Below are 22922 nucleotides of genomic sequence, written 5' to 3' on the forward strand. Positions count from 1 at the left end.
CAACCCTGGCTAACGTATCGCAGCGTCAACGCCCGTGGCGCTGCAGCCATTGCCCCGCCAACTCACGGGCCCTGGCATCCGCCGTAAATACCGCGTCGAGGTCATCGACCGAAACCACCGCCTCGAGATTCAAGACTTCCTCGATCATACTCGCGATCTCGGGGTAACGAACACGTCCATCGAGAAACGCGGCGACCGCCACTTCGTTGGCCGCGTTCAACATGGCCGGGGCACTGCCGCCCGCCTCGGCCGCTTGCCGCGCCAGGCGCAGGCAGGGGAAGCGCTGCTCATCCGGCGCCTGGAAATCCAGACGGGCGATGGCGAACAGGTCCAGCGGTGCAACGCCGGAGTCGATTCGCTCCGGCCAGGCCAGGGCATTGGCGATCGGGGTGCGCATGTCCGGGTTGCCCAACTGGGCCAACACCGAACCGTCTACATAGTCCACCAGCGAATGAATCACGCTCTGCGGATGAATCACCACTTCGACCTGGGCCGGCTTGGCGTCGAACAGCCAGCAGGCCTCGATCAACTCCAGCCCCTTGTTCATCATGCTCGCCGAATCCACGGAAATCTTGCGCCCCATGGACCAGTTCGGGTGGGCACAGGCCTGCTCGGGCGAAACATGCAGCAACTCTTCCAGCGGTGTCTGACGGAACGGCCCACCGGAGGCGGTCAGAAGAATCCGCCGGACTCCCACGGCTTCCAGACCGCGGGAAAAATCCCGCGGCATGCACTGAAAGATCGCATTGTGTTCGCTGTCGATGGGCAGCAGCACCGAGCCGCTTTGGCGCACGGCCTGCATGAACAGTGCGCCAGACATCACCAGCGCTTCTTTATTGGCCAGCAGGATCTTCTTGCCGGCCTCCACCGCCGCCAGCGTCGGACGCAAGCCGGCCGCCCCGACAATCGCCGCCATCACCGCGTCGACATCCGGATCGGACGCCACCTGGCACAGCCCGGCCTCCCCCACCAACACCTGCGTGGGCAAACCCGCTGCGCGCAGGTCATCCTGCAACGCCTGCGCCGCACCGACCTCAGGCACCACCGCAAACTTTGGCGCATGGCGAACGCACAGGGCCAACAGCTCGCTCAGGCGCGTGAAGCCGCTGAGAGCAAAGACCTGGTAGCGCTCCGGGTGCCGGCCGATAACATCAAGCGTACTGAGGCCGATCGAACCGGTCGCCCCCAGCACAGTGATTTGCTGGGGACGACTCACGATGCCGCCATCCACAGCAGCACGGCGAAGATCGGGATCGCGGCGGTCAGGCTGTCGATACGATCCAGCACCCCCCGTGACCCGGCAACAGGTTGCTGCTGTCCTTGATCCCGGATTGACGCTTGAACATGCTTTCAGTCAGGTCACCAACCACGGACACAAAGACGATAAGGGCGGCACCAAACAGCCCCATCAGCAGTTGCGCCACGGTCCAGTCGCGGACGAAGCCGACCACGGTGGTGATCACCAGGCTCAAGGCCAGGCCACCATAGACCCCTTCCCAACTCTTGCCGGGGCTGACTTTTGGCGCGAGCTTGCGCTTGCCAAAGGCCCGACCGGAAAAATAGGCACCGACGTCGGCGCCCCAGACCAGCACCATCACGGCCATGATCTGCCAGTTGCCCAGTGCGCCCTGCTTGATCCAGATCAGGCCTTGCCAGGCCGGCAGGAGGATCAACAGGCCGATCACCAGCTTGGTCGCCGTGTTGGCCCAGTGATGGGTGGTGCGAGGGTAGGTCAACACCAGGAAGGTGGCTGTCGCCCACCACAACACCGATGCTCCCAACACCCAAGGCGCCAGCCCCGGCACCAGGTACATGATGAACAGCATGGCGGCCACGGCCACGGCGTAGGCTATGCGTGCCGACTGTGCGGGAAAACCGGCCAGCCGTGCCCATTCCCACGCCCCCAAGGTCACGACCAGCCCGATGAACAGGGCAAAGTTCGCCCCCTCGAGCAGGAAAAACCCGCACAAGGCGATAGGCAACAGGATCAGGGCAGTGATGATTCGTTGTTTAAGCATTAAACCCGGGCTCCAGCTTCGATCTGCTCGCTCGTTTTACCGAAGCGACGCTGACGGGAAGCGAAATCGGCCAGTGCGGTGCGCATGGCTTCGTGTTTGAAGTCCGGCCAGAACAGGTCGGAGAAGTACAGCTCGGCATAAGCCAACTGCCAGAGCAGGAAGTTGCTGATGCGGTGTTCGCCACCGGTACGGATACACAGGTCCGGCAAAGGCAGATCACCGGTCGCAAGGCAGGTCTGCAGCAGGTCCGGGGTGATGTCCTCCGGGCGCAGGTGGCCGGCCTGGACTTCCCGCGCCAGCCGCTGGGCAGCCTGGGCGATGTCCCACTGGCCACCGTAGTTGGCGGCGATCTGCAAGACAAACCGATCAACCCCCGCCGTCGCGGCCTCGGCTTCGCGCATCGCGGCTTGCAGCTCCGGATGGAAGCGCGAGCGATCGCCAATGATGCGCAGGCTGATCTTGTTCTCGTTGAGGCGCTTGGCCTCGCGGCGCAGGGCCTTGAGGAACAGGTCCATCAAGGCACTGACTTCATCGGCCGGGCGCTGCCAGTTCTCGCTGGAGAACGCGAACAGAGTCAGCACCTCGACCCCGGCCTCGGCACACACCTCGATGACCGCGCGAACCGCGTCGACCCCGGCCTTATGCCCGGCAACGCCAGGCATGAAGCGTTTCTTGGCCCAACGGTTATTGCCGTCCATGATGATCGCCACGTGGCGCGGCACCGCGAACGGCAAGGCCTGCTTGGTCTTTTCCATGAAAACGGGACCCTTATACGGCCATCAGGTCCGCTTCTTTTTGCTTGGTGGCCGCATCGATGTCAGCCTCGGCCTTATCGGTCAGCTTCTGGATATCGGCCGCTGCGCGACGCTCTTCGTCTTCGCTGATTTCCTTGTCCTTGACCAGCTTCTTCAGCTCGCCCAGGGCATCGCGACGGATGTTGCGCACGGCAACCCGAGCATCTTCGGCCGCGCTGCGCGCCTGCTTGGTGAAGCCCTTGCGGGTTTCTTCGGTCAGGGCAGGCATGGAAATCAGCAGCAACTCGCCCAGGTTGGTCGGGTTGAGGTTCAGGCCGGCGCTCTGGATCGCCTTGTCGACCGCCGCGAGCATGTTGCGCTCGAAGGCCACGACTTGCAGGGTCCGCGAATCCTTGACGGTGATGTTGGCAACGCTGCTGATCGGCGTGTCGGCGCCATAGTAAGGCACCATCACGCTGCCCAGGATGCTCGGGTGCGCCTTGCCGGTACGAATCTGGCCAAACGCGTGGCTCAGAGACTCCAGGGATTTTTGCATACGCGCTTGGGCGTCTTTCTTGATTTCGTTGATCATTGTTGGCCTTCCTCGATCAGAGTCCCTTCCGCGCCGCCGTGTACGATATTCAGCAGGGCGCCGGGCTTGTTCATGTTAAAGACGCGCAGCGGCATCTTGTGGTCGCGGCACAGACAGATGGCCGTCAGGTCCATGACCCCCAGCTTGCGATCCAGTACTTCATCGTAGGTCAGATGATCGAACTTCTCGGCATGCGGGTCCTTGAACGGGTCGGCGGTGTAGACACCATCGACCTTGGTTGCCTTGAGCACGACATCGGCATCGATCTCGATCGCTCGCAGGCAGGCAGCCGAATCCGTGGTGAAGAACGGATTACCGGTACCTGCGGCAAAAATCACCACTTCCTTGGAGTTGAGGTGGCGCATGGCTTTGCGGCGGTCGTAATGATCGGTCACGCCGACCATGGAAATGGCCGACATCACGATGGCCGAGATATTGGCACGCTCCAAGGCATCGCGCATAGCCAGGGCGTTCATCACAGTGGCCAGCATGCCCATGTGGTCGCCCGTGACCCGATCCATGCCGGCCGCGCTCAGCGCCGCACCACGGAACAGGTTGCCGCCGCCGATGACCAGGCCGACCTGGACGCCGATTCCAACCAGTTGGCCAACTTCCAGGGCCATGCGATCCAGTACCTTCGGATCGATCCCGAACTCTTCCGAGCCCATCAGGGCCTCGCCGCTAAGCTTGAGTAGAATGCGTTTATAGCGAGCCTGATAACCACTGCCCTGCTGAGCCATTGCGAATCTCTCCTGCGGCGTATTTACGAAAATTTGCAGATTGTTTGCAGCCTGCACTCACTCAGTGCGCTGAACGAAAAATGCCTGCGGGACTTTTCGTTCAAAGCCTGGCTTGACGCTGACACAGCGCCATCGGAACACGGCTTTGTAAGCCAGTTCCGACAGGAAACCAATAAAAATCGGCATCCTCATCCAAAAAGAGGCTGCGCGCGTGAGCGGGCAGCCTCTTCTGGGCGACAGTTGTAAAAACCTGTCTTATTGCTTGCTGGCAGCAGCTACCTGGGCAGCAACTTCTTCAGCGAAGTTGTCGACCGGCTTCTCGATACCTTCGCCAACCTTGAAGTAGGTGAAGGAAACGATTTCAGCACCGGCTTTCTTGGCCAGGTCGCCGACCTTGACTTCAGGGTTCTTGACGAACGCTTGCTCGACCAGGCTGGCTTCAGCCAGGAACTTGGAGATACGACCGGCCACCATCTTCTCGGCGATGTCGGCAGGCTTGCCCTTAAGTTTCTCTTCGTTCAGCTGCAGGAAAACGCCTTTTTCGCGCTCGATCGCTTCGGCCGAAACGTCCGAAGGCAGCAGGAACTCAGGGTTGGTCGCTGCAACGTGCATGGCGATGTCTTTCGCCAGCTCGGTGTCGCCGCCCTTGAGGACAACTGCTACGCCGATCTTGTTGCCGTGCAGGTAAGTGCCGACCACGTCACCTTCAACGCGAACCAGGCGACGGATGTTGACGTTTTCGCCGGTTTTGCCAACCAGGACCAGACGCGCTTGCTCCTGAGCTTCGATCAGCGGGGCTGCGTCGGTCAGTTTGTCAGCGAAGGCTTTCTCGACGCTGGCAGCAACGAATGCCTTGAAGTCATCCTGCAGGGCCAGGAAGTCGGTCTGGGAGTTGACTTCCAGCAGAACGGCGGCTTTACCGTCGTCCTTGATGGCGATGGCGCCTTCAGCGGCCACGTTGCCCGCTTTCTTGGCAGCCTTGATGGCGCCCGAAGCACGCATGTCATCAATGGCTTTCTCGATGTCGCCGCCAGCCTTGGTCAAGGCTTTCTTGCAGTCCATCATGCCTTCGCCGGTACGCTCGCGCAGTTCTTTGACCAACGCTGCAGTAATCTCTGCCATTTCAAAATCCTCTTGGATAGGTTTTCAACCATTCCACCCGATCGAACGGGCGATCAATTCTTCCTGGAAAACCATCGTTTATAGACCGCGGCAAGTTACAAACAGGTAGCTGCGCTGGCGACAAATGGTTTTCGAGGTGGCAAAAAGGGGGCCAAGCCCCCTTTTTGCTTACTGAGTCAACGCCAGGGCGTCAATTACTCAGCGGCTGCTGCCGGAGCTTCTTCAGCGAAGACTTCGGTGCCGCCATTCACGTTGTTGCGACCACGGATAACAGCGTCAGCCATCGAACCCATGTACAGCTGGATGGCGCGGATGGCGTCATCGTTGCCTGGGATGATGTAGTCAACGCCTTCCGGGCTGCTGTTGGTATCGACAACGCCGATGACCGGGATGCCCAGCTTGTTGGCTTCGGTGATCGCGATGCGCTCGTGGTCAACGTCGATCACGAACAGTGCGTCAGGCAGACCGCCCATGTCCTTGATACCGCCCAGGGAGCGGTCCAGCTTCTCAAGATCGCGGGAGCGCATCAGCGCTTCTTTCTTGGTCAGCTTGGCGAAAGTGCCGTCTTCGGACTGGACTTCAAGATCACGCAGACGCTTGATGGAAGCGCGGATGGTCTTGAAGTTGGTCAGCATGCCGCCCAACCAGCGGTGATCGACGTACGGCGAACCGCAACGTGCTGCTTCTTCAGCAACGATCTTGCCAGCGGAACGCTTGGTGCCGACGAACAGAATCTTGTTTTTGCCCTGGGCCAGGCGTTCTACGAAGGTCAGTGCCTCGTTGAACATTGGCAGGGTTTTTTCAAGGTTGATGATGTGGATCTTGTTGCGCGCGCCGAAAATGTACTTGCCCATTTTCGGGTTCCAGTAACGGGTCTGGTGACCGAAGTGCACACCGGCCTTCAGCATATCGCGCATGTTGACTTGGGACATGATAGTTCCTTGATAAGTCGGGTTTGGCCTCCACGTATCCCAATGACCAACCAGCGGCTCATGAGCCAAAGGCACCCAGGTCATCGTGTCGACACGTGTGTGGATTTAAGCTTACGGGGTCATCCCCGGAAAGCGGCGCATTTTATACCACAGCAAGGGCGAAAACGGAACACGGATTCTGCAGGTAGGCAAAACACCTCAAGCCGGGCACAAAACCGTGGCGAGGGAGCTTGCTCCCGCTGGGGCGCGTAGCGGCCCTCGCTTTATTGGGGCTGCTGTGCAGCCCAGCGGGAGCAAGCTCCCTCGCCACGGTTTATTTATGGCGCCTGACCGATCTGGTATTGCTGACAGGCGCGGATTGCCGGGATGGTCTGTTAGAATCGCCTCTTTAAGGGCTGCCCGGATCAATATCCGCCGCTCATTTCGTTTTGAACAGCGCCGTCGGGCGCAAAGAGAGCCTGTATGACCGTGACCATCAAGACGCCTGAGGACATCGCGAAAATGCGTGTCGCCGGCAAACTCGCCGCCGACGTGCTGGAAATGATCGCCGACTACGTCAAGCCGGGTGTGACCACCGAAGAGCTGGACCGCATCTGCCACGACTTCATCGTCAACGAGCAGAAGGCCATCCCGGCGCCGCTCAACTATAAAGGCTTCCCGAAGTCGATCTGTACCTCGATCAACCACGTGGTCTGCCATGGCATCCCCAACGAAAAGCCGTTGAAGGACGGCGACACCCTGAACATCGACGTCACCGTCATCAAGGACGGCTACCACGGCGACACCAGCCGCATGTTCCATGTCGGCAACGTGCCGGAGTGGGCCCAGCGCCTGTCGAAGGTCACCCAGGAATGCATGTACATGGCCATCGAACTGGTGAAGCCGGGCTGCCGCCTCGGGGACATCGGCGAAGTGATCCAGAAGCACGCGCAGAAGAACGGTTTTTCGGTGGTGCGCGAGTTCTGCGGCCACGGCATCGGCAAGGTGTTCCACGAAGAGCCGCAGATCTTGCACTACGGCCGCGCCGGTACCGGCATGGAGCTGCAGGCCGGAATGACCTTCACCATCGAGCCGATGATCAACCAGGGCCGCGCCGACACCAAGGTGCTGGGTGACGGCTGGACCGCCATCACCAAGGACCGCAAGCTGTCGGCCCAGTGGGAGCACACCTTGCTGGTGACCGAGACCGGTTACGAGATCTTCACCCTGCGCAGCGATGACACCATCGCCCGCGTTTCCGCCTGATCCGCAACTCGCCTATCGCTCCATAGATATAGAAAGGAAAGCCATTAATGCCGCAGGTGGATCCCGAACTCTTCGACCGCGGCCAGTTCCAGGCAGAACTGGCCCTGAAGGCAAGCCCCATCTCGGCATTCAAGAAGGCGATCCGCCAGGCCCACGAGGTGCTGGACCAGCGCTTTCGCAATGGCCGGGATATCCGCCGGCTGATCGAGGACCGCGCCTGGTTCGTCGACAACATCCTGCAAAAGGCCTGGGAGCAGTTCGACTGGAGCCAGGACGCCGACATCGCCCTGGTGGCCGTCGGCGGCTACGGGCGCGGCGAGCTGCACCCCTACTCCGACATCGATTTGCTGATCCTGCTGGACAACGCCGACCATGAGGTCTTTCGCGATTCCATCGAGCGTTTCCTGACACTGCTGTGGGACATCGGCCTGGAAGTCGGCCAGAGCGTGCGCTCGGTGCAGGAATGCGCCGACGAAGCCCGCGCCGACCTGACCGTCATCACCAACCTGATGGAAAGCCGCACCATTGCCGGCCCCGAGCACCTGCGCCAACGCATGCTCGACGTCACCAGCACCGCGCACATGTGGCCGAGCAAGGATTTCTTCCTCGCCAAGCACGCCGAGCAGAAAGCCCGTCACCACAAGTACAACGACACCGAGTACAACCTGGAGCCCAACGTCAAGGGCTCGCCCGGTGGGCTGCGGGACATCCAGACGATCCTCTGGGTCGCCCGCCGCCAGTACGGCACGCTGAACCTGCGTGCACTGGCCGGCGAAGGTTTCCTGGTGGAAAGCGAAAACGCCTTGCTGGCCTCCTCCCAGGAATTCCTGTGGAAGGTTCGCTATGCCCTGCACATGCTCGCCGGACGCGCCGAAGACCGCCTGTTGTTCGATCACCAGCGCTCCATCGCCGGGCTGCTGGGTTTCGAAGGGCAGGACGCCAAGCAATCCATCGAAAACTTCATGCAGCAGTACTATCGGGTGGTGATGAGCATCGCCCAGCTCAGCGAACTGATCATCCAGCACTTCGAGGAAGTCATCCTGGCCCCCGAGGACGAGGAAGCGCCGCTGCCGATCAACTCGCGCTTCCAACTGCACGACGGCTACATCGAGGCCCGCCACCCCAATGTGTTCCGCCGCACGCCGTTCGCCATGCTGGAAATCTTCGTGCTCATGGCCCAGCAGCCGGAAATCAAGGGCGTGCGCGCCGACACCATTCGCCTGCTGCGGGAAAACCGGCACCTGATCGATGACGATTTCCGTCATGACATCCGCAACACCAGCCTGTTCATCGAGCTGTTCAAATGCAAGATCGGCGTGCACCGCAACCTGCGGCGGATGAATCGCTACGGGATCCTCGGGCGCTACCTGCCGGAGTTCGGCTTCATCGTCGGGCAGATGCAGCATGACCTGTTCCACATCTATACGGTCGATGCCCACACACTGAACCTGATCAAGCACCTGCGTAAGCTGCAGTACACCCAGGTGTCCGAGAAATTCCCGCTGGCCAGCAAGCTCATGGGCAAGCTGCCCAAGCCCGAGCTGATCTACATGGCCGGGCTGTACCACGACATCGGCAAGGGGCGCCAGGGCGATCACTCCGAGGTCGGCGCGGTGGATGCCGAGGCGTTCTGCCAGCGACACCAACTGCCGGTGTGGGACAGCCGGTTGATCGTCTGGCTGGTGCAGAACCACCTGGTGATGTCGACCACCGCCCAGCGCAAGGACTTGTCCGACCCGCAGGTGATCCACGACTTCGCCCAGATCGTCGGCGATGAAACCCGCCTGGATTACCTCTACGTGCTGACCGTGGCCGACATCAACGCCACCAACCCAAGCCTGTGGAACTCCTGGCGCGCCAGCCTGTTGCGCCAGCTGTACACCGAGACCAAGCGGGCCTTGCGCCGCGGCCTGGAAAACCCCGTGGACCGCGAAGAGCAGATCCGTCGCACACAAAGCGCCGCCCTGGACATCCTGGTGCGCGGCGGCACCGATCCGGACGACGTCGAACAGCTCTGGGCGCAACTGGGCGATGACTATTTCCTGCGCCACACCGCCGGCGACGTGGCCTGGCACAGCGATGCGATCCTGCAACAACCGGCCGATGGCGGGCCCCTGGTGCTGATCAAGGAAACCACTCAGCGCGAGTTCGAGGGCGGCACGCAGATCTTCATCTACGCGCCGGACCAGCACGACTTCTTCGCCGTGACCGTGGCCGCGATGGACCAGCTCAACCTGAACATCCACGACGCCCGGGTCATCACCTCCAGCAGCCAGTTCACCCTCGACACCTACATCGTGCTCGACACCGACGGCGACTCGATTGGCGACAACCCGGCGCGGATCAAGCAGATCCGCGAAGGCCTGACCGAAGCGCTGCGTAACCCGGCGGACTACCCGACCATCATCCAGCGCCGGGTGCCGCGCCAGCTCAAGCATTTCGCGTTTGCCCCGCAGGTGACGATCCACAACGACGCCCTGCGCCAGGTCACCGTGCTGGAACTCAGCGCCCCGGATCGTCCGGGCCTGCTGGCACGGGTCGGGCACATCTTCCTGGAGTTCGACCTGTCGCTGCAGAACGCCAAGATCGCCACCCTCGGCGAACGCGTGGAAGACGTGTTCTTCATCACCGACGCCCACAACCAGCCATTGTCCGACCCGCAGTTGTGCAGCCGCTTGCAGGAAGAGATGGTCCGGCACTTGAGCGTCAACCAGGAACCGGACATCAACCTGACGCGTATCAGTATCTGACCCACTCTATATCCCCTGTGGGAGCGGGCTTGCTCGCGAAAGCGGTGTGTCAGTCAACTGACCATCACCTGACACACCGCTTTCGCGAGCAAGCCCGCTCCCACAAGGCTAGCGCCCCACATTGAACGAGGCCCCCGATGAACAACGCCCTGAACCAGTTGCAGCCCTACCCGTTCGAGAAGCTTCGCGCCCTGCTCGGCAGCGTCACGCCCAACCCGGACAAGCGGCCGATTGCCCTGTCCATCGGCGAACCCAAGCACCGCTCGCCCAGCTTTGTCGCCGAGGCCCTGGCCAGCAACCTGGACCAGATGGCGGTTTATCCGACCACGCTCGGCATCCCGGCCTTGCGTGAAGCCATCACCGGCTGGTGCGAGCGACGCTTTGGTGTGCCGACCGGCTGGCTTGACCCGGCGCGCCACGTGCTGCCGGTCAACGGCACCCGCGAAGCCCTCTTCGCCTTCACCCAGACCGTGGTCAACCGCGGTGACGATGCGCTGGTCGTGAGCCCGAACCCCTTCTACCAGATCTATGAAGGCGCCGCGTTCCTGGCCGGGGCCAAGCCGCACTACCTGCCGTGCCTGGACGAAAACGGCTTCAACCCGGATTTCGACGCCGTCTCGGCGGACATCTGGAAGCGCTGCCAGATCCTGTTCCTGTGCTCCCCCGGCAACCCGACCGGCGCACTGATCCCGGTGGATGTGCTGAAAAAACTCATCGCCCTGGCCGACGAACACGACTTCGTGATCGCCGCCGACGAGTGCTACAGCGAGCTGTATTTCGACGAGCAGACGCCGCCACCGGGCCTGCTCAGCGCCTGCGTTGAGCTGGGACGCAAGGATTTCAAGCGTTGCGTGGTGTTCCACAGCCTCTCCAAGCGCTCCAACCTGCCTGGCCTGCGCTCCGGTTTCGTGGCTGGCGACGCGGACATCCTCAAGGGCTTCTTGCTGTACCGCACCTACCACGGCTGCGCGATGCCGGTGCAGACCCAGCTGGCGAGCGTCGCCGCCTGGAACGATGAAGTGCACGTACGCGCCAACCGGGCGCTGTACCGGGAGAAATTCGACGCCGTGCTGCAGATCCTCAGCCCGGTGCTGGACGTGCAACGCCCCGACGGCAGTTTCTACTTGTGGCCCAACGTGGCAGGCGATGACGCGGCGTTCTGCCGGGACCTGTTCGAGCAGGAACACGTGACCGTGGTACCAGGCTCCTACCTCTCCCGCGACGTGGACGGCGTCAACCCGGGCGCCGGCCGTGTGCGCATGGCCCTGGTCGCCCCATTGGCCGAGTGCGTGGAAGCGGCCGAGCGGATCCGCGCGTTCATCCAGCGCCGGGGGTGATAGGCCGTTTCGGTTGAACACTGAACCTGTGGCGAGGGAGCTTGCTCCCGCTGGGGCGCCAAGCGCCCCTCGCTTTTTGGGACTGCTGCGCAGTCCAGCGGGAGCAAGCTCCCTCGCCACAAGAGCTTTCTGACCGGCATCAAATCTTCACTGCCTGACATTACCTCATCGCGAGCAGGCTCGCCGCCACACTGGGCGCCGGCGCTTACCGCATTCAGGACTCCATTTGAGGCTGGGCGCCTGTACAAAATCCCAGCAACGCCAAGGTTGCGCAATGCACCTATTTCGGTACACTGCCCCCATGACCGAAATCGCACCCATACTGAATGTACGTTTCTTCTGCACAGATGCCGGAAATGAACCCGTGCGGGAATGGCTGACAGATCTGCCCCGCGAACACAGACGGATGATAGGGACTGACATCAAGACTGTTCAGCTTGGTTGGCCGATAGGTATGCCTGTGGTGCGCAAGCTGGATACAGGGCTATGGGAAGTCAGGATTGATCTTGAAGACTCTACCGCCCGCGTTCTTTTCACCGTGGTCGGTTCCGACATGGTTCTACTCCATGGCTTCATCAAGAAAAGTCAAAAAACACCAGCGGTCGACATGGCAACCGCCAAGCAGCGCAAAGCAAGATTATGAGGTACCGCAAATGAACAAACACATTGGATCTGATTTTGACGACTTCCTGGCCGAGCAAGGAATTGCCGAGGAAGTGTCTGCGGCCGCGCTCAAACGCGTTATTTCCTGGCAAATTGCCGAGGCCATGCGACTTCAGAAAGTGACCAAGAAGGCTTTGGCAGAGCGAATGCATACCAGCCGTACCGCGGTTGATCGTGCGCTCGATCAGAATGATGCGGGAATGACGCTGGCAACACTTGCCAGCGCGGCGCGTGCGCTGGGTCAGAGGGTGGAAGTACGGTTGGTGCCTGAGCAGGAAGAGGCCCACGCATAAGCGTTGTTGTGGCAAGGGAGCTTGCTCCCGCTGGGCTGCGCAGCGGGCCCAAACAAGTCAACTCGATCTGTCTGAGATGCCGCGCGACCCGGTTTCAGGGCTGCTTCGCAGCCCAGCGGGGATAAATCCCCTCGCCACGACGTGTCCTACGCATAACGACTATTTACCCAACCCCAAATTCGCCTCCGCCAAATCCAACTCCCCCAGCACTTCACGCAGCACGTCGTCGCCGATCTGGTGATGGCGGCTGAGGCGATACAGTTCCAGGCGCTGGGCTTTCAGGGCCTTGAGGCGCAGGCGGCGCTCCAGCAGGTCCATTTCGAACGCCAGGGCCTGGGCTTCGGCGGAGTCGTTGAACACCTCCAACTGATGGCGATACTCACTCATCAATCGCGCCTTGACCTCGGTCGCCATGGCCGCCGCTGGCGCACTGGCCGGCTCGGCGGGCTCTTCCACTTCCAGCGCACGGATCGCCGCCTCGGCGGTCTTGCGCCAGGCCTCGCGCACTTCGGTGCGACGCTTGTCGTCGGGACTTTGCTCGATGCCCCGCAGCAACAGTGGCAAAGCAATGCAGGCCGCAATCAGCGACAGCAGGATCACCCCCGCGGCGATGAAGATCAGCAAATCGCGCTCGGGAAACGCTTCCCCGGCGCCCAACAGCAACGGCACCGATAACACGCCCGCCAACGTCACGGCCCCTCTCACCCCACCGAAGGTCAGCAGCCAGCAGGAGCGCGCCGTCGGCACCAAGGTCAACTCCCCCTTGCCACGCCAGCGGCGCAACCACCCGGACAGGCGCCAGATGCTTTGCACCCAGACAAACCGCAGCACCAGCAACACCAGAAAGATCGCCATCACCTCCAGGCAGAGGTAGAACAACGTCGGCCACAACGTGGTCTCGTGGCGGGTGACGGCCTTGACGATGTCCGGCAACTGCAAGCCCAGCAGCAGGAAGATCAAGCCGTTGAAGGCGAATTCCAACAGCGACCAGACGCTGCGATTGAGCAGCCGCGTATGGGTCTGGCGCGGCAGTAGATCCAGCCAGCTCTGCATCATCCCGGCCGCCACCGCCGAGAGAATGCCCGAGACGCCCAATCGCTCAGCCACCACATAGGCGGCGAATGGCAGCAATAGCATGAACACCACGTGGGTGGCCGGATCATCCCACCCGCGTGCCACCATCCAGGCCCGCAGACGACCGACCAGCCAGCTCAGGGCCACCCCCACCAACAGACCTCCGACGGCCACCAACACAAACGCCAGGCTGGCGTTGGCCAGGGAGAACACCCCGGTGATGGCCGCCGCCAGGGCGAACTTGAAGGTCACCAGGCCAGAGGCGTCGTTCATCAGCGCTTCGCCCTGGAGCATGTGCATCAGCGGCTTGGGCAAGCGGTCCCGGGCAATCGCCGACACGGCCACGGCGTCAGTGGGCGACAGCACCGCGGCCAGGGCGAAGGCCACCGGCAACGGGATGCTGGGCAACAGCCAATGAATGAAATACCCGGCGCCCACCACCGTGAACAGCACCAGGCCCACCGCCAGTGTCAGGATCGGCCCGCGCAGGCGCCACAGCTCACGCTTGGGCATGCGCCAACCGTCGGAGAACAGCAGCGGGGGCAAGAACAGAAACAGGAACAGTTCGGGATCGAGGGCCACGTGCAGGCCCAAGGACGGCCAGGCTAGCACGGCCCCTGCGCCGATCTGCACCAGCGGCAACGGCAGGGGGATCAACCGCCCGATCAAACGCGAGACACCCACCAGTGTCAGCAGGATCAGGACGGTATAAGCGCTTTGCATAGGGGGTTCCATTGACAGCGACACACATCCGGCAACAGCTTGCCGTTGAAGTGCCATATTAGTCGCTTAGCATGGCGCTGACCGTTACACCTATGTCGCACCCTCTCCAAGGCTTTGGGGCAAATCAACCCAGGCCGCCGCGAAACCGTCCGGTCATGGCATAATCCGTCACCTTTTATTCCCAGCACCTGCAAAGGGGGCAGTTCCTTGACCGATTCAAGCAAAACGTTGCACCTTTTCGGCATCAAAGCCTGTGACACGATGAAAAAAGCGCGCACCTGGCTCGATGAACACGCTGTACGCTACGACTTCCACGACTACAAGAGCGCCGGCATCGACCGTGAACACCTGACCCAATGGTGCGACGAGCATGGCTGGCAAGTGGTGTTGAATCGCGCCGGTACGACCTTTCGCAAGCTCGACGACGAACGCAAAGCCGATCTCGACCAGTCGAAAGCCATCGAACTGATGCTCGCCCAACCCTCGATGATCAAGCGCCCGGTGCTCGATCTCGGCGACCGAACCCTGATTGGCTTCAAGCCAGATATTTATGCGGCAGCGCTCAAGTAAACCTGCCCAGTCCATTTTGTTGAGGTAATGTCCATGTCCACTACCCTGTTCAGCCTGGCCTTCGGTGTCGGCACTCAAAACCGTCAAGGCGCCTGGCTGGAAGTGTTCTACGCACAACCGCTGCTCAACCCGTCGGCGGCCATCGTCAGCGCCATCGCACCCATCCTTGGCTACAGCGAAGGCAACCAGGCGATCACCTTCACCACCGCCCAGGCCTCGCAACTGGCCGAAGCGCTCAAGGGCGTCGACGCCGCGCAAGCCGCCCTGCTAACCCGCCTGGCCGAGAGCCACAAGCCGCTGGTTGCCACCCTGCTGGCCGAAGACGCCCAATTGAGCTCGACGCCTGAGGCCTACCTCAAGCTGCACCTGCTGTCCCATCGCCTGGTCAAGCCCCATGGCCTGAACCTGGCCGGGATTTTCCCGTTGCTGCCGAACGTCGCCTGGACCAGCCAGGGCGCGATCGACCTGGCCGAACTGGCCGAGCACCAGCTCGAAGCCCGCCTGCGTGGCGAACTGCTGGAAGTGTTCTCGGTGGACAAGTTCCCGAAAATGACCGACTACGTGGTCCCGGCCGGCGTGCGTATCGCCGACGCCGCGCGGATTCGCCTGGGCGCCTACGTGGGCGAAGGCACTACCGTGATGCACGAAGGCTTCGTCAACTTCAACGCCGGCACCGAAGGCCCGGGCATGATCGAAGGCCGCGTATCGGCGGGCGTGTTCGTCGGCAAGGGGTCGGACCTGGGCGGCGGCTGCTCCACCATGGGCACCCTGTCGGGTGGCGGCAACATCGTGATCAAGGTCGGCGAAGGCTGCCTGATCGGCGCCAACGCCGGTATCGGTATTCCACTGGGTGACCGCAACACCGTGGAGTCGGGCCTGTACGTGACCGCCGGCACCAAGGTCGCACTGCTGGACGAGAACAACCAACTGGTCAAAGTGGTCAAGGCCCGCGAGCTGGCCGGTCAACCCGACCTGCTGTTCCGCCGCAACTCCGAAACCGGCGCGGTGGAGTGCAAGACCCACAAATCGGCCATCGAGCTGAACGAAGCTCTGCACGCGCACAACTAAGGCGCTTCACACAGTCACCTGTGGGAGCGAACAGCTCCCACAGGGTCCGGCGTAACCCAGCAGGGCCCGAAAGCATGTTGATCCCCTCTCCCTGGCGTGCCGACTTCCCGGCCATCGCCGCCCTGCACCGGCAAGGCCAGACCTACCTGGACAGCGCCGCCACCACGCAAAAACCCCAAGCCTTGCTCGATGCCCTGGTGCACTACTACGCCAACGGCGCGGCCAACGTGCATCGCGCGCAACACCTGCCAGGCGCCCATGCCACCCAGGCCTTCGAAGACAGTCGCCTTAAAGTCGCGCAATGGCTCAACGCAGGCGACAGCGGGCAGATCGTCTTTACCCACGGCGCGACCTGCGCGCTGAATCTTCTGGCCTACGGACTGGAACACCTGTTCAAGCCGGGCGATGAAATCGTCGTTAGCGCCCTCGAACACCACGCCAACCTGCTGCCGTGGCAACAACTGGCTGAACGCCGTGCGTTGACGCTGGTAGTGCTGCCGCTGGACCCCGACGGGGTCATCGACGTGGACGCCGCCACGCAGTTGATCGGGCCGCGTACGCGCCTGCTGGCGGTGAGTCAGTTGTCCAACGTGCTAGGGGCCTGGCAACCATTACCGGCGCTGCTGGCCCTGGCCAAGGCCCACGGCGCGTTGACGGTGATCGATGGCGCCCAGGGCGTGGTTCATGGCCGGCACGACGTACAAGGCCTGGGTTGCGACTTCTATGTGTTCTCCAGCCACAAGCTCTACGGGCCCGACGGGCTGGGCGTGCTGTACGGCCGTCACGAAGCGTTGAGCGAACTGCGGCACTGGCAGTTTGGCGGTGAAATGGTGCAACAGGCCGATTACCACAGCGCCACGTTCCGCCCGGCGCCGCTGGGCTTTGAAGCCGGTACGCCGCCGATCGCCAGCGTGATCGGCCTGGGGGCGACCCTGGATTACCTGACCGGTCTCGAGACGCCCGCGGTCATCGAGCATGAGGCGGCGCTGCACGACTACCTGCTCCATGGCTTGCAGGCACGCAAGGGCATACGCCTGGTGGGCCAGCCCCGGCTGGCGCTGGTCAGCTTCGGCGTCGACGGTGTGCATAACGCCGATTTGGCTCACCTGCTGACCGAGCAAGGCATCGCCGTACGCGCCGGGCATCACTGCGCCATGCCGCTGTTCAAGCACCTGAACCTGTCGGGCGCGATCCGGGTGTCGCTGGCGTTGTACAACGATTCGGCCGACCTCGAACGCTTCTTCGAGGCCCTGGACCAGGCCCTGGAGATGCTCCGATGAACCTGCCGGCCGAGGCTGTCACGGCGCTGCAGACCTTTCAGCAGGCCTCGGGCTGGGAACAGCGCGCCCGGCTGCTGATGCAATGGGGCGAGCGCCTGCCGCCGCTGAGCGAGGCCGAGCGATGCGACGCCAACCTGGTCAACGGCTGCGAAAGCCAGGTGTGGCTGATGGGTCGGTTGCAGGACGGGCATTGGCAATTTGCCGCCAGCAGCGAAGCGCGGTTGATTCGCGGGCTGGTGGCGTTGCTGCTGGCGCGGGTCAATGGGTTATCGGCGAACGAGTTGCGCGAGGTCGATCTGCCGGGGTGGTTTGGTGAACTGGGATTGTCGCGCCAGCTATCGCCTTCGCGCAGTAATGGGTTGAATGCGGTGTTGCAGCGGATGATTGCGCTGACTCGCTGATCGTTAAAAGCTTCGCGAGCAAGCCCGCTCCCACAAGGGATCTCATTGAACACAAATCTTGTGATCCCCCTATCCACTGTGGGAGCGGGCTTGCTCGCGAAGAGGCCCTCAGCCCACCTGAGCTGGTCTAATAGCCCCGGACACCTCAATGGGTGAAACTACACTCATTGAGGAATATTCCATGACTAAGAAGTACAGAAAATTCGACGCCGAGTTCAAGCTGAAGGTCTGCAAGATGGTTGTTGATCAAGGTCTGAGCGTGAACTCGGTTTGTACCGATTTAGGCCTGAGCGATACCGCCGTACGCCGCTGGGTTCAGCAGTATCAAACCGAGCAGTCGGGCGGTACGGGGATTGGCAAACCATTGACCAGCGACCAGCAGCGTATTCGCCAGCTTGAACAGCAAGTCCGCGAACTGAAGACGGATAATGACATATTAAAAAAAGCTACGGCCTTCTTTGCCCGCGAGTTGAAGTGATCCACCAGTTGGTTCACCAAGTCCAATGCAAGGCCTACCCGGTGGCGCGTATCTGCCGGGTGTTGCGGATCAGTCGTTCGGGGTTTTACGAAGCTCGTCAGCGGCGTTTGAAGCCAAAACCTGTGTGCTCGGTTTCCGCTCAGCTCAAGGCTGCCTTCGTGTCCAATGAACACTGTTATGGCAGCCGTCGTTTGGTGAAAGCGCTGCGTGACACTGGCGTCTCCGTTGGACGGAACAAGGTCCGCCGCCTGATGAAACAACAGGATTTGCGTCCGATTTGGAAGCGCAAGTTCGTTCATACCACTGACAGCAATCACAATTTTCCGGTGGCTGAGAACCTGCTCAATCGCCAGTTCAATCCCGAGCGCATCAACCAGTCGTGGGTCGCTGACATCACCTACATCCGTACCCGCAGCGGCTGGCTGTACCTGGCGGCCGTCATGGACCTGTACTCACGCAAAATCGTGGGCTGGGCCATGGCACCCCACATGCGAGCAGAGTTGGTATGCAGTGCGATGCAACTGGCCATCGCGCAGAGACAACCTGAACCGGGCTTGATCGCTCATTCGGATCGAGGCAGCCAGTATGCCGGTACGGATTACCAGAACTTGCTGACGCGACATGGAATGCGTTGCAGCATGAGTCGCAAGGGCAACTGCTGGGACAATGCGGTCATGGAGCGCTTCTTCTTGAATCTGAAGATGGAGCGTGTTTGGCGCAAGGATTACGCCAACCATGGCGAAGCGATCAAAGACATCACGGACTACATCGTGCGGTTCTATAACGGAAGGCGAATCCATTCATCTTTGGGCTATTTGCCGCCCAATCAGTATGAGCGGCAAGCAGCCTGAAAAACACCGATTGAGGTGTCCGGAAAAAATTGACCACCTCAACCCTCAATCCTGAGGCTTGGTCCTGTCAGCCGGCCGCCGCACGCCCGCCACGATCTTGTCCACCGCCTTGGTCGCCGCGACCATGCCAAATGTCGCCGTCACCATCATCACCGCGCCAAACCCGCCGGCGCAGTCGAGCTTCACGCCGTCGCCGACAAAACTCTTCTGCAAGCAAATACTGCCGTCCGGCTTCGGATAACGCAGCTGTTCGGTGGAGAACACGCACGGCACGCTGTAGTGACGGGTCACGGTGCGGGAAAAGCCGTAGTCGCGACGCAGGGTCGAGCGCACTTTGGAGGCCAGCGGATCGTTGAAGGTACGGTTCAGGTCGCACACCTGGATCAGCGTCGGGTCAATCTGCCCGCCCGCGCCGCCGGTGGTGATGATCTGGATCTTGCGGCGCTTGCACCAGGCGATCAGCGCCGCCTTGGCATTGACGCTGTCGATGCAGTCGATCACGCAATCGATGTGGGGCGTGATGTATTCGGCCATGGTGTCGCGGGTGACGAAGTCGGCCACGGCGTGCACCGTGCAATCGGGGTTGATGCCCCGCAGCCGCTCGGCCATGACCTCGACCTTGGGCTTGCCGACGGTGCTGTCCAGGGCGTGTAACTGGCGGTTGGCGTTGCTGACGCAGACATCGTCCAGGTCGAACAGCGAAATTTCGCCCACGCCGCACCGGGCGATCGCTTCCGCCGCCCAGGAACCGACCCCGCCCACCCCGACCACCGCCACATGGGCCGCCCGCAGGCGCTCCAGGCCCTCGATGCCATACAAACGGGCGATGCCGGCAAACCGTGGATCTTCTGTACTCATGACCATTACCCCAAAAACCGGCGCGCATTATAGGGCTTCGCCGTGGCAATTCGAGCCGTTCGCGAATTGAATCCCACCAATTCCCCCTTGTGGGAGCGAGCTTGCTCGCGATGGCGTCAGTCCAGTCAATAGAGTATCGACTGATCCACCGCCATCGCGAGCAAGCTCGCTCCCACAGGTTCTGTGTCACACACTGTCGGCATACTTGGGCCAATGACGGTCGTTTTACTATAAGATAATCGCCATTTTGCGCGAGCCAGCCCGCGCCTGCACAAGCCTTGCGTTCACACTATATTCCCGGAGTTTCCATGACGGCCCACGCCGACCTCTCGCCGACCTTGCAACTCGCCTGCGACCTGATCCGCCGTCCGTCCGTGACACCGGTGGACGCCGATTGCCAGAAACTGATGATGCAGCGCCTGGGCAACGCGGGCTTTGCGCTCGAGCCGATGCGCATCGAGGATGTGGATAACTTCTGGGCCCGCCACGGCCAGCATGACGGCCCGGTGCTGTGCTTCGCCGGGCACACCGACGTGGTGCCGACCGGCCCGGTGCAGGCCTGGCAGCTCGACCCGTTCGATGCGGTGATCGATGAACAGGGCATGCTCTGCGGCCGTGGCGCCGCCGACATGAAAGGCAGCCTCGCAGCGATGGTGGTGGCGGCCGAGCGGTTCGTCGCCGACTACCCGGACCACAAGGGTGCGGTGACCTTCCTGATCACCAGCGACGAAGAAGGCCCGGCGCACCACGGCACCAAAGCTGTGGTCGAGCGCCTCAAGGCTCGGCAGGAGCGCCTGGACTGGTGCATCGTCGGCGAGCCGTCGAGCACCACCCTGGTGGGTGACGTGGTCAAGAACGGCCGTCGTGGCTCCCTTGGCGCCACACTGACCGTGCGCGGCAAGCAAGGTCACGTGGCCTACCCGCACCTGGCGAGGAACCCCATCCACCTCGCCGCGCCAGCCCTGGCGGAGTTGGCCGCCGAACATTGGGACCATGGCAACGATTTCTTCCCGCCCACCAGCTTCCAGATCTCCAACCTCAACGCCGGCACCGGCGCGACCAACGTGATCCCGGGTGACCTGGTGGCGGTGTTCAACTTCCGCTTCTCCACCGAATCCACTGTCGAAGGCCTGCAACAGCGCGTCGCCGATATCCTCGACAAGCACCAGTTGGACTGGCACATCGACTGGGCCCTGTCCGGGCTGCCGTTCCTCACCGAACCGGGTGCGCTGCTGGACGCCGTGTCGTCGAGCATCAAGGACGTCACCGGCCGCGAGACCCAGGCGTCCACCAGCGGCGGCACCTCCGACGGCCGCTTCATCGCGACCATGGGCACGCAAGTGGTGGAACTGGGCCCGGTCAACGCGACCATCCACCAGGTCAACGAACGGGTATTGGCAGCCGATCTCGACGTACTGACCGAGATCTACTACCAGACGCTGATCAAGTTGCTCGCCTGATGCTCGCCTGCCCGATCTGCAGTGAACCGCTGAACGCGGTGGACAACGGCGTGGCCTGCCCGGCCGGCCATCGGTTCGACCGCGCGCGCCAGGGCTACCTGAACCTGTTGCCGGTGCAGCACAAGAACAGCCGCGACCCCGGGGACAACCAGGCCATGGTCGAAGCCCGTCGCGACTTTCTCAACGCCGGGCACTACGCCCCCGTTGCCCGGCGCCTGGCCGAACTGGCGGCTGAGCGCGCGCCGGGGCGCTGGCTGGACATCGGCTGTGGCGAGGGCTACTACACCGCGCAGATCGCCGACGCACTGCCCGACGCCGATGGCTATGCCCTGGACATTTCCCGCGAGGCAGTCAAACGCGCCTGCAAACGCAGCCCGCAACTGACCTGGTTGATCGCCAGCATGGCCCGGGTGCCGCTGGCGGACGGCTGCTGCCAGTTCCTGGCGAGCGTGTTCAGCCCACTGGACTGGCAGGAAGCCAAGCGCCTGCTCAGCCCCGGCGGCGGCTTGATGAAAGTCGGCCCGACCCGCGGTCACCTGATGCAATTGCGTGAACGCCTGTACGACGAAGTGCGCGAATACACCGACGACAAGCACCTGGCCCTGGTGCCTTCGGGGATGGCGCTGGAGCACAGCGAAACCCTGGAGTTCACGCTCGTGCTCGAAAGCGGCCAGGACCGCGCCAACCTGCTGGCGATGACGCCCCACGGCTGGCGCGCCAGTGCCGAACGCCGGGCCAGCGTGATCGAGCAGGCTGAACCGTTCGAGGTCACGGTGTCGATGCGCTACGATTATTTCGTTCTTCAATAAACCTTATGATCGGCCCCGGACACCCGTACGGGGCCCGTTAAATCCGCGAATGGATTTTTCAAGACCGCAGTGAGGACATCCATGCGCCAACCCGATATCGAGATTTACCTCAAGGACGCCGACGTCGACCACAAGGCCATCGCCCACTGGCTCGGCCAGGCCCTGGGCCCGTGCAGCGAATGGGTCCAGAAAGGCCAGACCTACAAGTGCAAGGCCGGCGACGTCCCGGTGACCTGGCTGCCCAAGGCCGTCGGCAAATGGAACAGCCTGTACCTGGAAAGCGACCGGACCCCGTGGGAAGACGACATTGCTTGCGCCCGCGCCGCCTACGCCGCACTGAATGTCGAAGTGCGCTGCGCACCCGGCTCGTGGGTGGAAGAAGAAGGCGAGGAATCGGCCGATCGCTGGATTCGCATCAGCGCCGATGGGGAAGAGGAGATCACCTGGAAGACGGCCTGATTCGGCCCAAGGCCCACCACAGTCCCAAATGTGGGAGCGGGCTTGCTCGCGAAAGCGGTGCATCAGTCGACATCCATGCCGGCTGGACTGACGCATTCGCGAGCAAGCCCGCTCCCACAGGGGATTGGCGGTGGCTGAAAAAGAATGGCTTACAACCCCACCACATCCTCGGCCTGCAAGCCCTTCTGTCCTTCCACGACCGCGTATTCGACCTGCTGGCCTTCGGTCAGTGAACGGTGGCCTTCACCGCGGATCGCGCGGTAGTGCACGAACACATCGGCCCCACCTTCGCGCTGGATGAAGCCGTAGCCTTTGGCGTCGTTGAACCACTTCACACTGCCGGTCTCGCGTGCAGCCATGATGCTCACTCCCATTTCTTATTGTTAAGTCGGCTTGTCCCGCCTAGCGGCAGGCAGACAAAGCCTGCGGACTCTCACCGCCGCCTGGCCGTCCACGTGAACGTCG

General features: G+C 62.1%; 22 protein-coding genes and 1 pseudogene. 13 read left to right on the forward strand and 10 right to left on the reverse strand.

Annotated elements, in window-relative coordinates; genetic code table 11:
• Positions 1-25: 25 nt before the first annotated feature.
• The 7 genes and pseudogenes from ispC to rpsB all read right to left on the reverse strand — a co-directional run bounded on the left by ispC (position 26) and on the right by rpsB (position 6138).
• On the reverse strand, positions 26-1216 hold the full coding sequence (gene ispC, locus KI241_RS21600; RefSeq protein ID WP_123578482.1) for a 1-deoxy-D-xylulose-5-phosphate reductoisomerase: 1191 nt from the start codon (positions 1214-1216) through the stop codon (positions 26-28).
• Positions 1213-2018 (reverse strand): annotated as a pseudogene (locus KI241_RS21605) (phosphatidate cytidylyltransferase). The gene ispC and the pseudogene KI241_RS21605 overlap by 4 nt, the downstream one beginning before the upstream one ends.
• Positions 2018-2773 carry a polyprenyl diphosphate synthase gene (uppS, locus tag KI241_RS21610; protein ID WP_042732230.1) on the reverse strand — a complete coding sequence of 252 codons (756 nt, stop codon included), beginning with the start codon at positions 2771-2773 and terminating at the stop codon, positions 2018-2020. Before uppS ends, KI241_RS21605 begins: the two are co-directional and overlap by 1 nt.
• A 13-nt stretch (positions 2774-2786) precedes the next feature.
• Positions 2787-3344, reverse strand: a complete 558-nt coding sequence (gene frr, locus KI241_RS21615; protein ID WP_042732229.1) for a ribosome recycling factor — start codon at positions 3342-3344, stop codon at positions 2787-2789.
• Entirely contained in the window at positions 3341-4084 is a 744-nt protein-coding gene (gene pyrH, locus KI241_RS21620) for a UMP kinase (RefSeq protein ID WP_003189161.1), read from the reverse strand. Before pyrH ends, frr begins: the two co-directional genes overlap by 4 nt.
• 255 nt (positions 4085-4339) lie before the next feature.
• A complete protein-coding gene (tsf, locus tag KI241_RS21625; RefSeq protein ID WP_042732228.1) occupies positions 4340-5206 on the reverse strand; it encodes a translation elongation factor Ts in 867 nt (288 codons plus the stop codon).
• Positions 5207-5400: 194 nt separating this feature from the next.
• Positions 5401-6138 carry a 30S ribosomal protein S2 gene (rpsB, locus tag KI241_RS21630; RefSeq protein WP_042732227.1) on the reverse strand — a complete coding sequence of 246 codons (738 nt, stop codon included), beginning with the start codon at positions 6136-6138 and terminating at the stop codon, positions 5401-5403.
• Positions 6139-6600: 462 nt separating this feature from the next.
• On the opposite strand from rpsB, the gene map reads away from it, so the two are divergent.
• The 5 genes from map (at position 6601) to KI241_RS21655 (ending at position 12426) form a co-directional block, all read left to right on the forward strand.
• Positions 6601-7383, forward strand: a complete 783-nt coding sequence (gene map / locus KI241_RS21635) for a type I methionyl aminopeptidase (RefSeq protein WP_042732549.1) — start codon at positions 6601-6603, stop codon at positions 7381-7383.
• 47 nt (positions 7384-7430) lie between these two features.
• Complete coding sequence (locus KI241_RS21640; protein ID WP_042732548.1) at positions 7431-10133, forward strand: [protein-PII] uridylyltransferase; 2703 nt, start codon at positions 7431-7433, stop codon at positions 10131-10133.
• Positions 10134-10270: 137 nt separating this feature from the next.
• A complete protein-coding gene (gene dapC, locus KI241_RS21645) occupies positions 10271-11470 on the forward strand; it encodes a succinyldiaminopimelate transaminase (RefSeq protein WP_212802980.1) in 1200 nt (399 codons plus the stop codon).
• Between the two features lie 301 nt (positions 11471-11771).
• On the forward strand, positions 11772-12113 hold the full coding sequence (locus tag KI241_RS21650) for a type II toxin-antitoxin system RelE/ParE family toxin (protein WP_042732720.1): 342 nt from the start codon (positions 11772-11774) through the stop codon (positions 12111-12113).
• A 10-nt stretch (positions 12114-12123) separates the two neighbouring features.
• Positions 12124-12426, forward strand: a complete 303-nt coding sequence (locus KI241_RS21655) for an XRE family transcriptional regulator (protein WP_123578485.1) — start codon at positions 12124-12126, stop codon at positions 12424-12426.
• A 159-nt stretch (positions 12427-12585) separates the two neighbouring features.
• Here the strand turns inward: KI241_RS21655 and KI241_RS21660 are convergent, their stop codons facing one another.
• Positions 12586-14223: a Na+/H+ antiporter gene (locus KI241_RS21660; RefSeq protein WP_047736703.1), complete on the reverse strand. Its 1638-nt coding sequence runs from the start codon at positions 14221-14223 to the stop codon at positions 12586-12588.
• A 207-nt stretch (positions 14224-14430) separates the two neighbouring features.
• On the opposite strand from KI241_RS21660, the gene KI241_RS21665 reads away from it, so the two are divergent.
• From KI241_RS21665 to KI241_RS21685, 5 genes are all read left to right on the forward strand, one after another.
• Positions 14431-14793: an ArsC family reductase gene (locus tag KI241_RS21665; protein ID WP_042732718.1), complete on the forward strand. Its 363-nt coding sequence runs from the start codon at positions 14431-14433 to the stop codon at positions 14791-14793.
• A 33-nt stretch (positions 14794-14826) separates the two neighbouring features.
• Positions 14827-15861, forward strand: a complete 1035-nt coding sequence (gene dapD, locus KI241_RS21670; RefSeq protein WP_047736705.1) for a 2,3,4,5-tetrahydropyridine-2,6-dicarboxylate N-succinyltransferase — start codon at positions 14827-14829, stop codon at positions 15859-15861.
• 74 nt (positions 15862-15935) lie between these two features.
• Positions 15936-17141, forward strand: a complete 1206-nt coding sequence (locus KI241_RS21675; RefSeq protein ID WP_042731551.1) for a cysteine desulfurase — start codon at positions 15936-15938, stop codon at positions 17139-17141.
• The gene (locus KI241_RS21680) at positions 17138-17542 is read left to right on the forward strand and encodes a SufE family protein (protein WP_212802981.1); all 405 of its coding nucleotides are present in this window, start codon (positions 17138-17140) and stop codon (positions 17540-17542) included. The genes KI241_RS21675 and KI241_RS21680 overlap by 4 nt, the downstream gene beginning before the upstream one ends.
• Before the next feature lie 181 nt (positions 17543-17723).
• Positions 17724-18871 (forward strand): IS3 family transposase gene (locus KI241_RS21685; protein WP_144419424.1). Its coding sequence is split into 2 segments (ribosomal slippage): positions 17724-17979 and positions 17979-18871, totalling 1149 coding nucleotides; the frame shifts between segments, so codons are not numbered across the junction.
• 45 nt (positions 18872-18916) lie between these two features.
• On the opposite strand, the gene tcdA is transcribed toward KI241_RS21685, so the two are convergent.
• Complete coding sequence (gene tcdA, locus KI241_RS21690) at positions 18917-19729, reverse strand: tRNA cyclic N6-threonylcarbamoyladenosine(37) synthase TcdA (RefSeq protein WP_161796122.1); 813 nt, start codon at positions 19727-19729, stop codon at positions 18917-18919.
• Between the two features lie 308 nt (positions 19730-20037).
• Between tcdA and dapE the strand changes: the two genes are divergently transcribed.
• From dapE to KI241_RS21705, 3 genes are all read left to right on the forward strand, one after another.
• Entirely contained in the window at positions 20038-21189 is a 1152-nt protein-coding gene (dapE, locus tag KI241_RS21695) for a succinyl-diaminopimelate desuccinylase (protein ID WP_047736710.1), read from the forward strand.
• Positions 21189-21998, forward strand: a complete 810-nt coding sequence (locus KI241_RS21700; RefSeq protein WP_042731555.1) for a putative RNA methyltransferase — start codon at positions 21189-21191, stop codon at positions 21996-21998. Before dapE ends, KI241_RS21700 begins: the two co-directional genes overlap by 1 nt.
• Positions 21999-22079: 81 nt before the next feature.
• Positions 22080-22457, forward strand: coding sequence for a hypothetical protein (locus tag KI241_RS21705; RefSeq protein WP_042731556.1), 378 nt, complete (start codon positions 22080-22082; stop codon positions 22455-22457).
• Between the two features lie 149 nt (positions 22458-22606).
• On the opposite strand, the gene KI241_RS21710 is transcribed toward KI241_RS21705, so the two are convergent.
• The gene (locus KI241_RS21710; RefSeq protein WP_003198198.1) at positions 22607-22816 is read right to left on the reverse strand and encodes a cold-shock protein; all 210 of its coding nucleotides are present in this window, start codon (positions 22814-22816) and stop codon (positions 22607-22609) included.
• Positions 22817-22922 lie beyond the last annotated feature (106 nt).

The organism is Pseudomonas sp. Cab53 (genome assembly GCF_018325965.1).
GTDB lineage: Bacteria > Pseudomonadota > Gammaproteobacteria > Pseudomonadales > Pseudomonadaceae > Aquipseudomonas > Aquipseudomonas chlororaphis_E.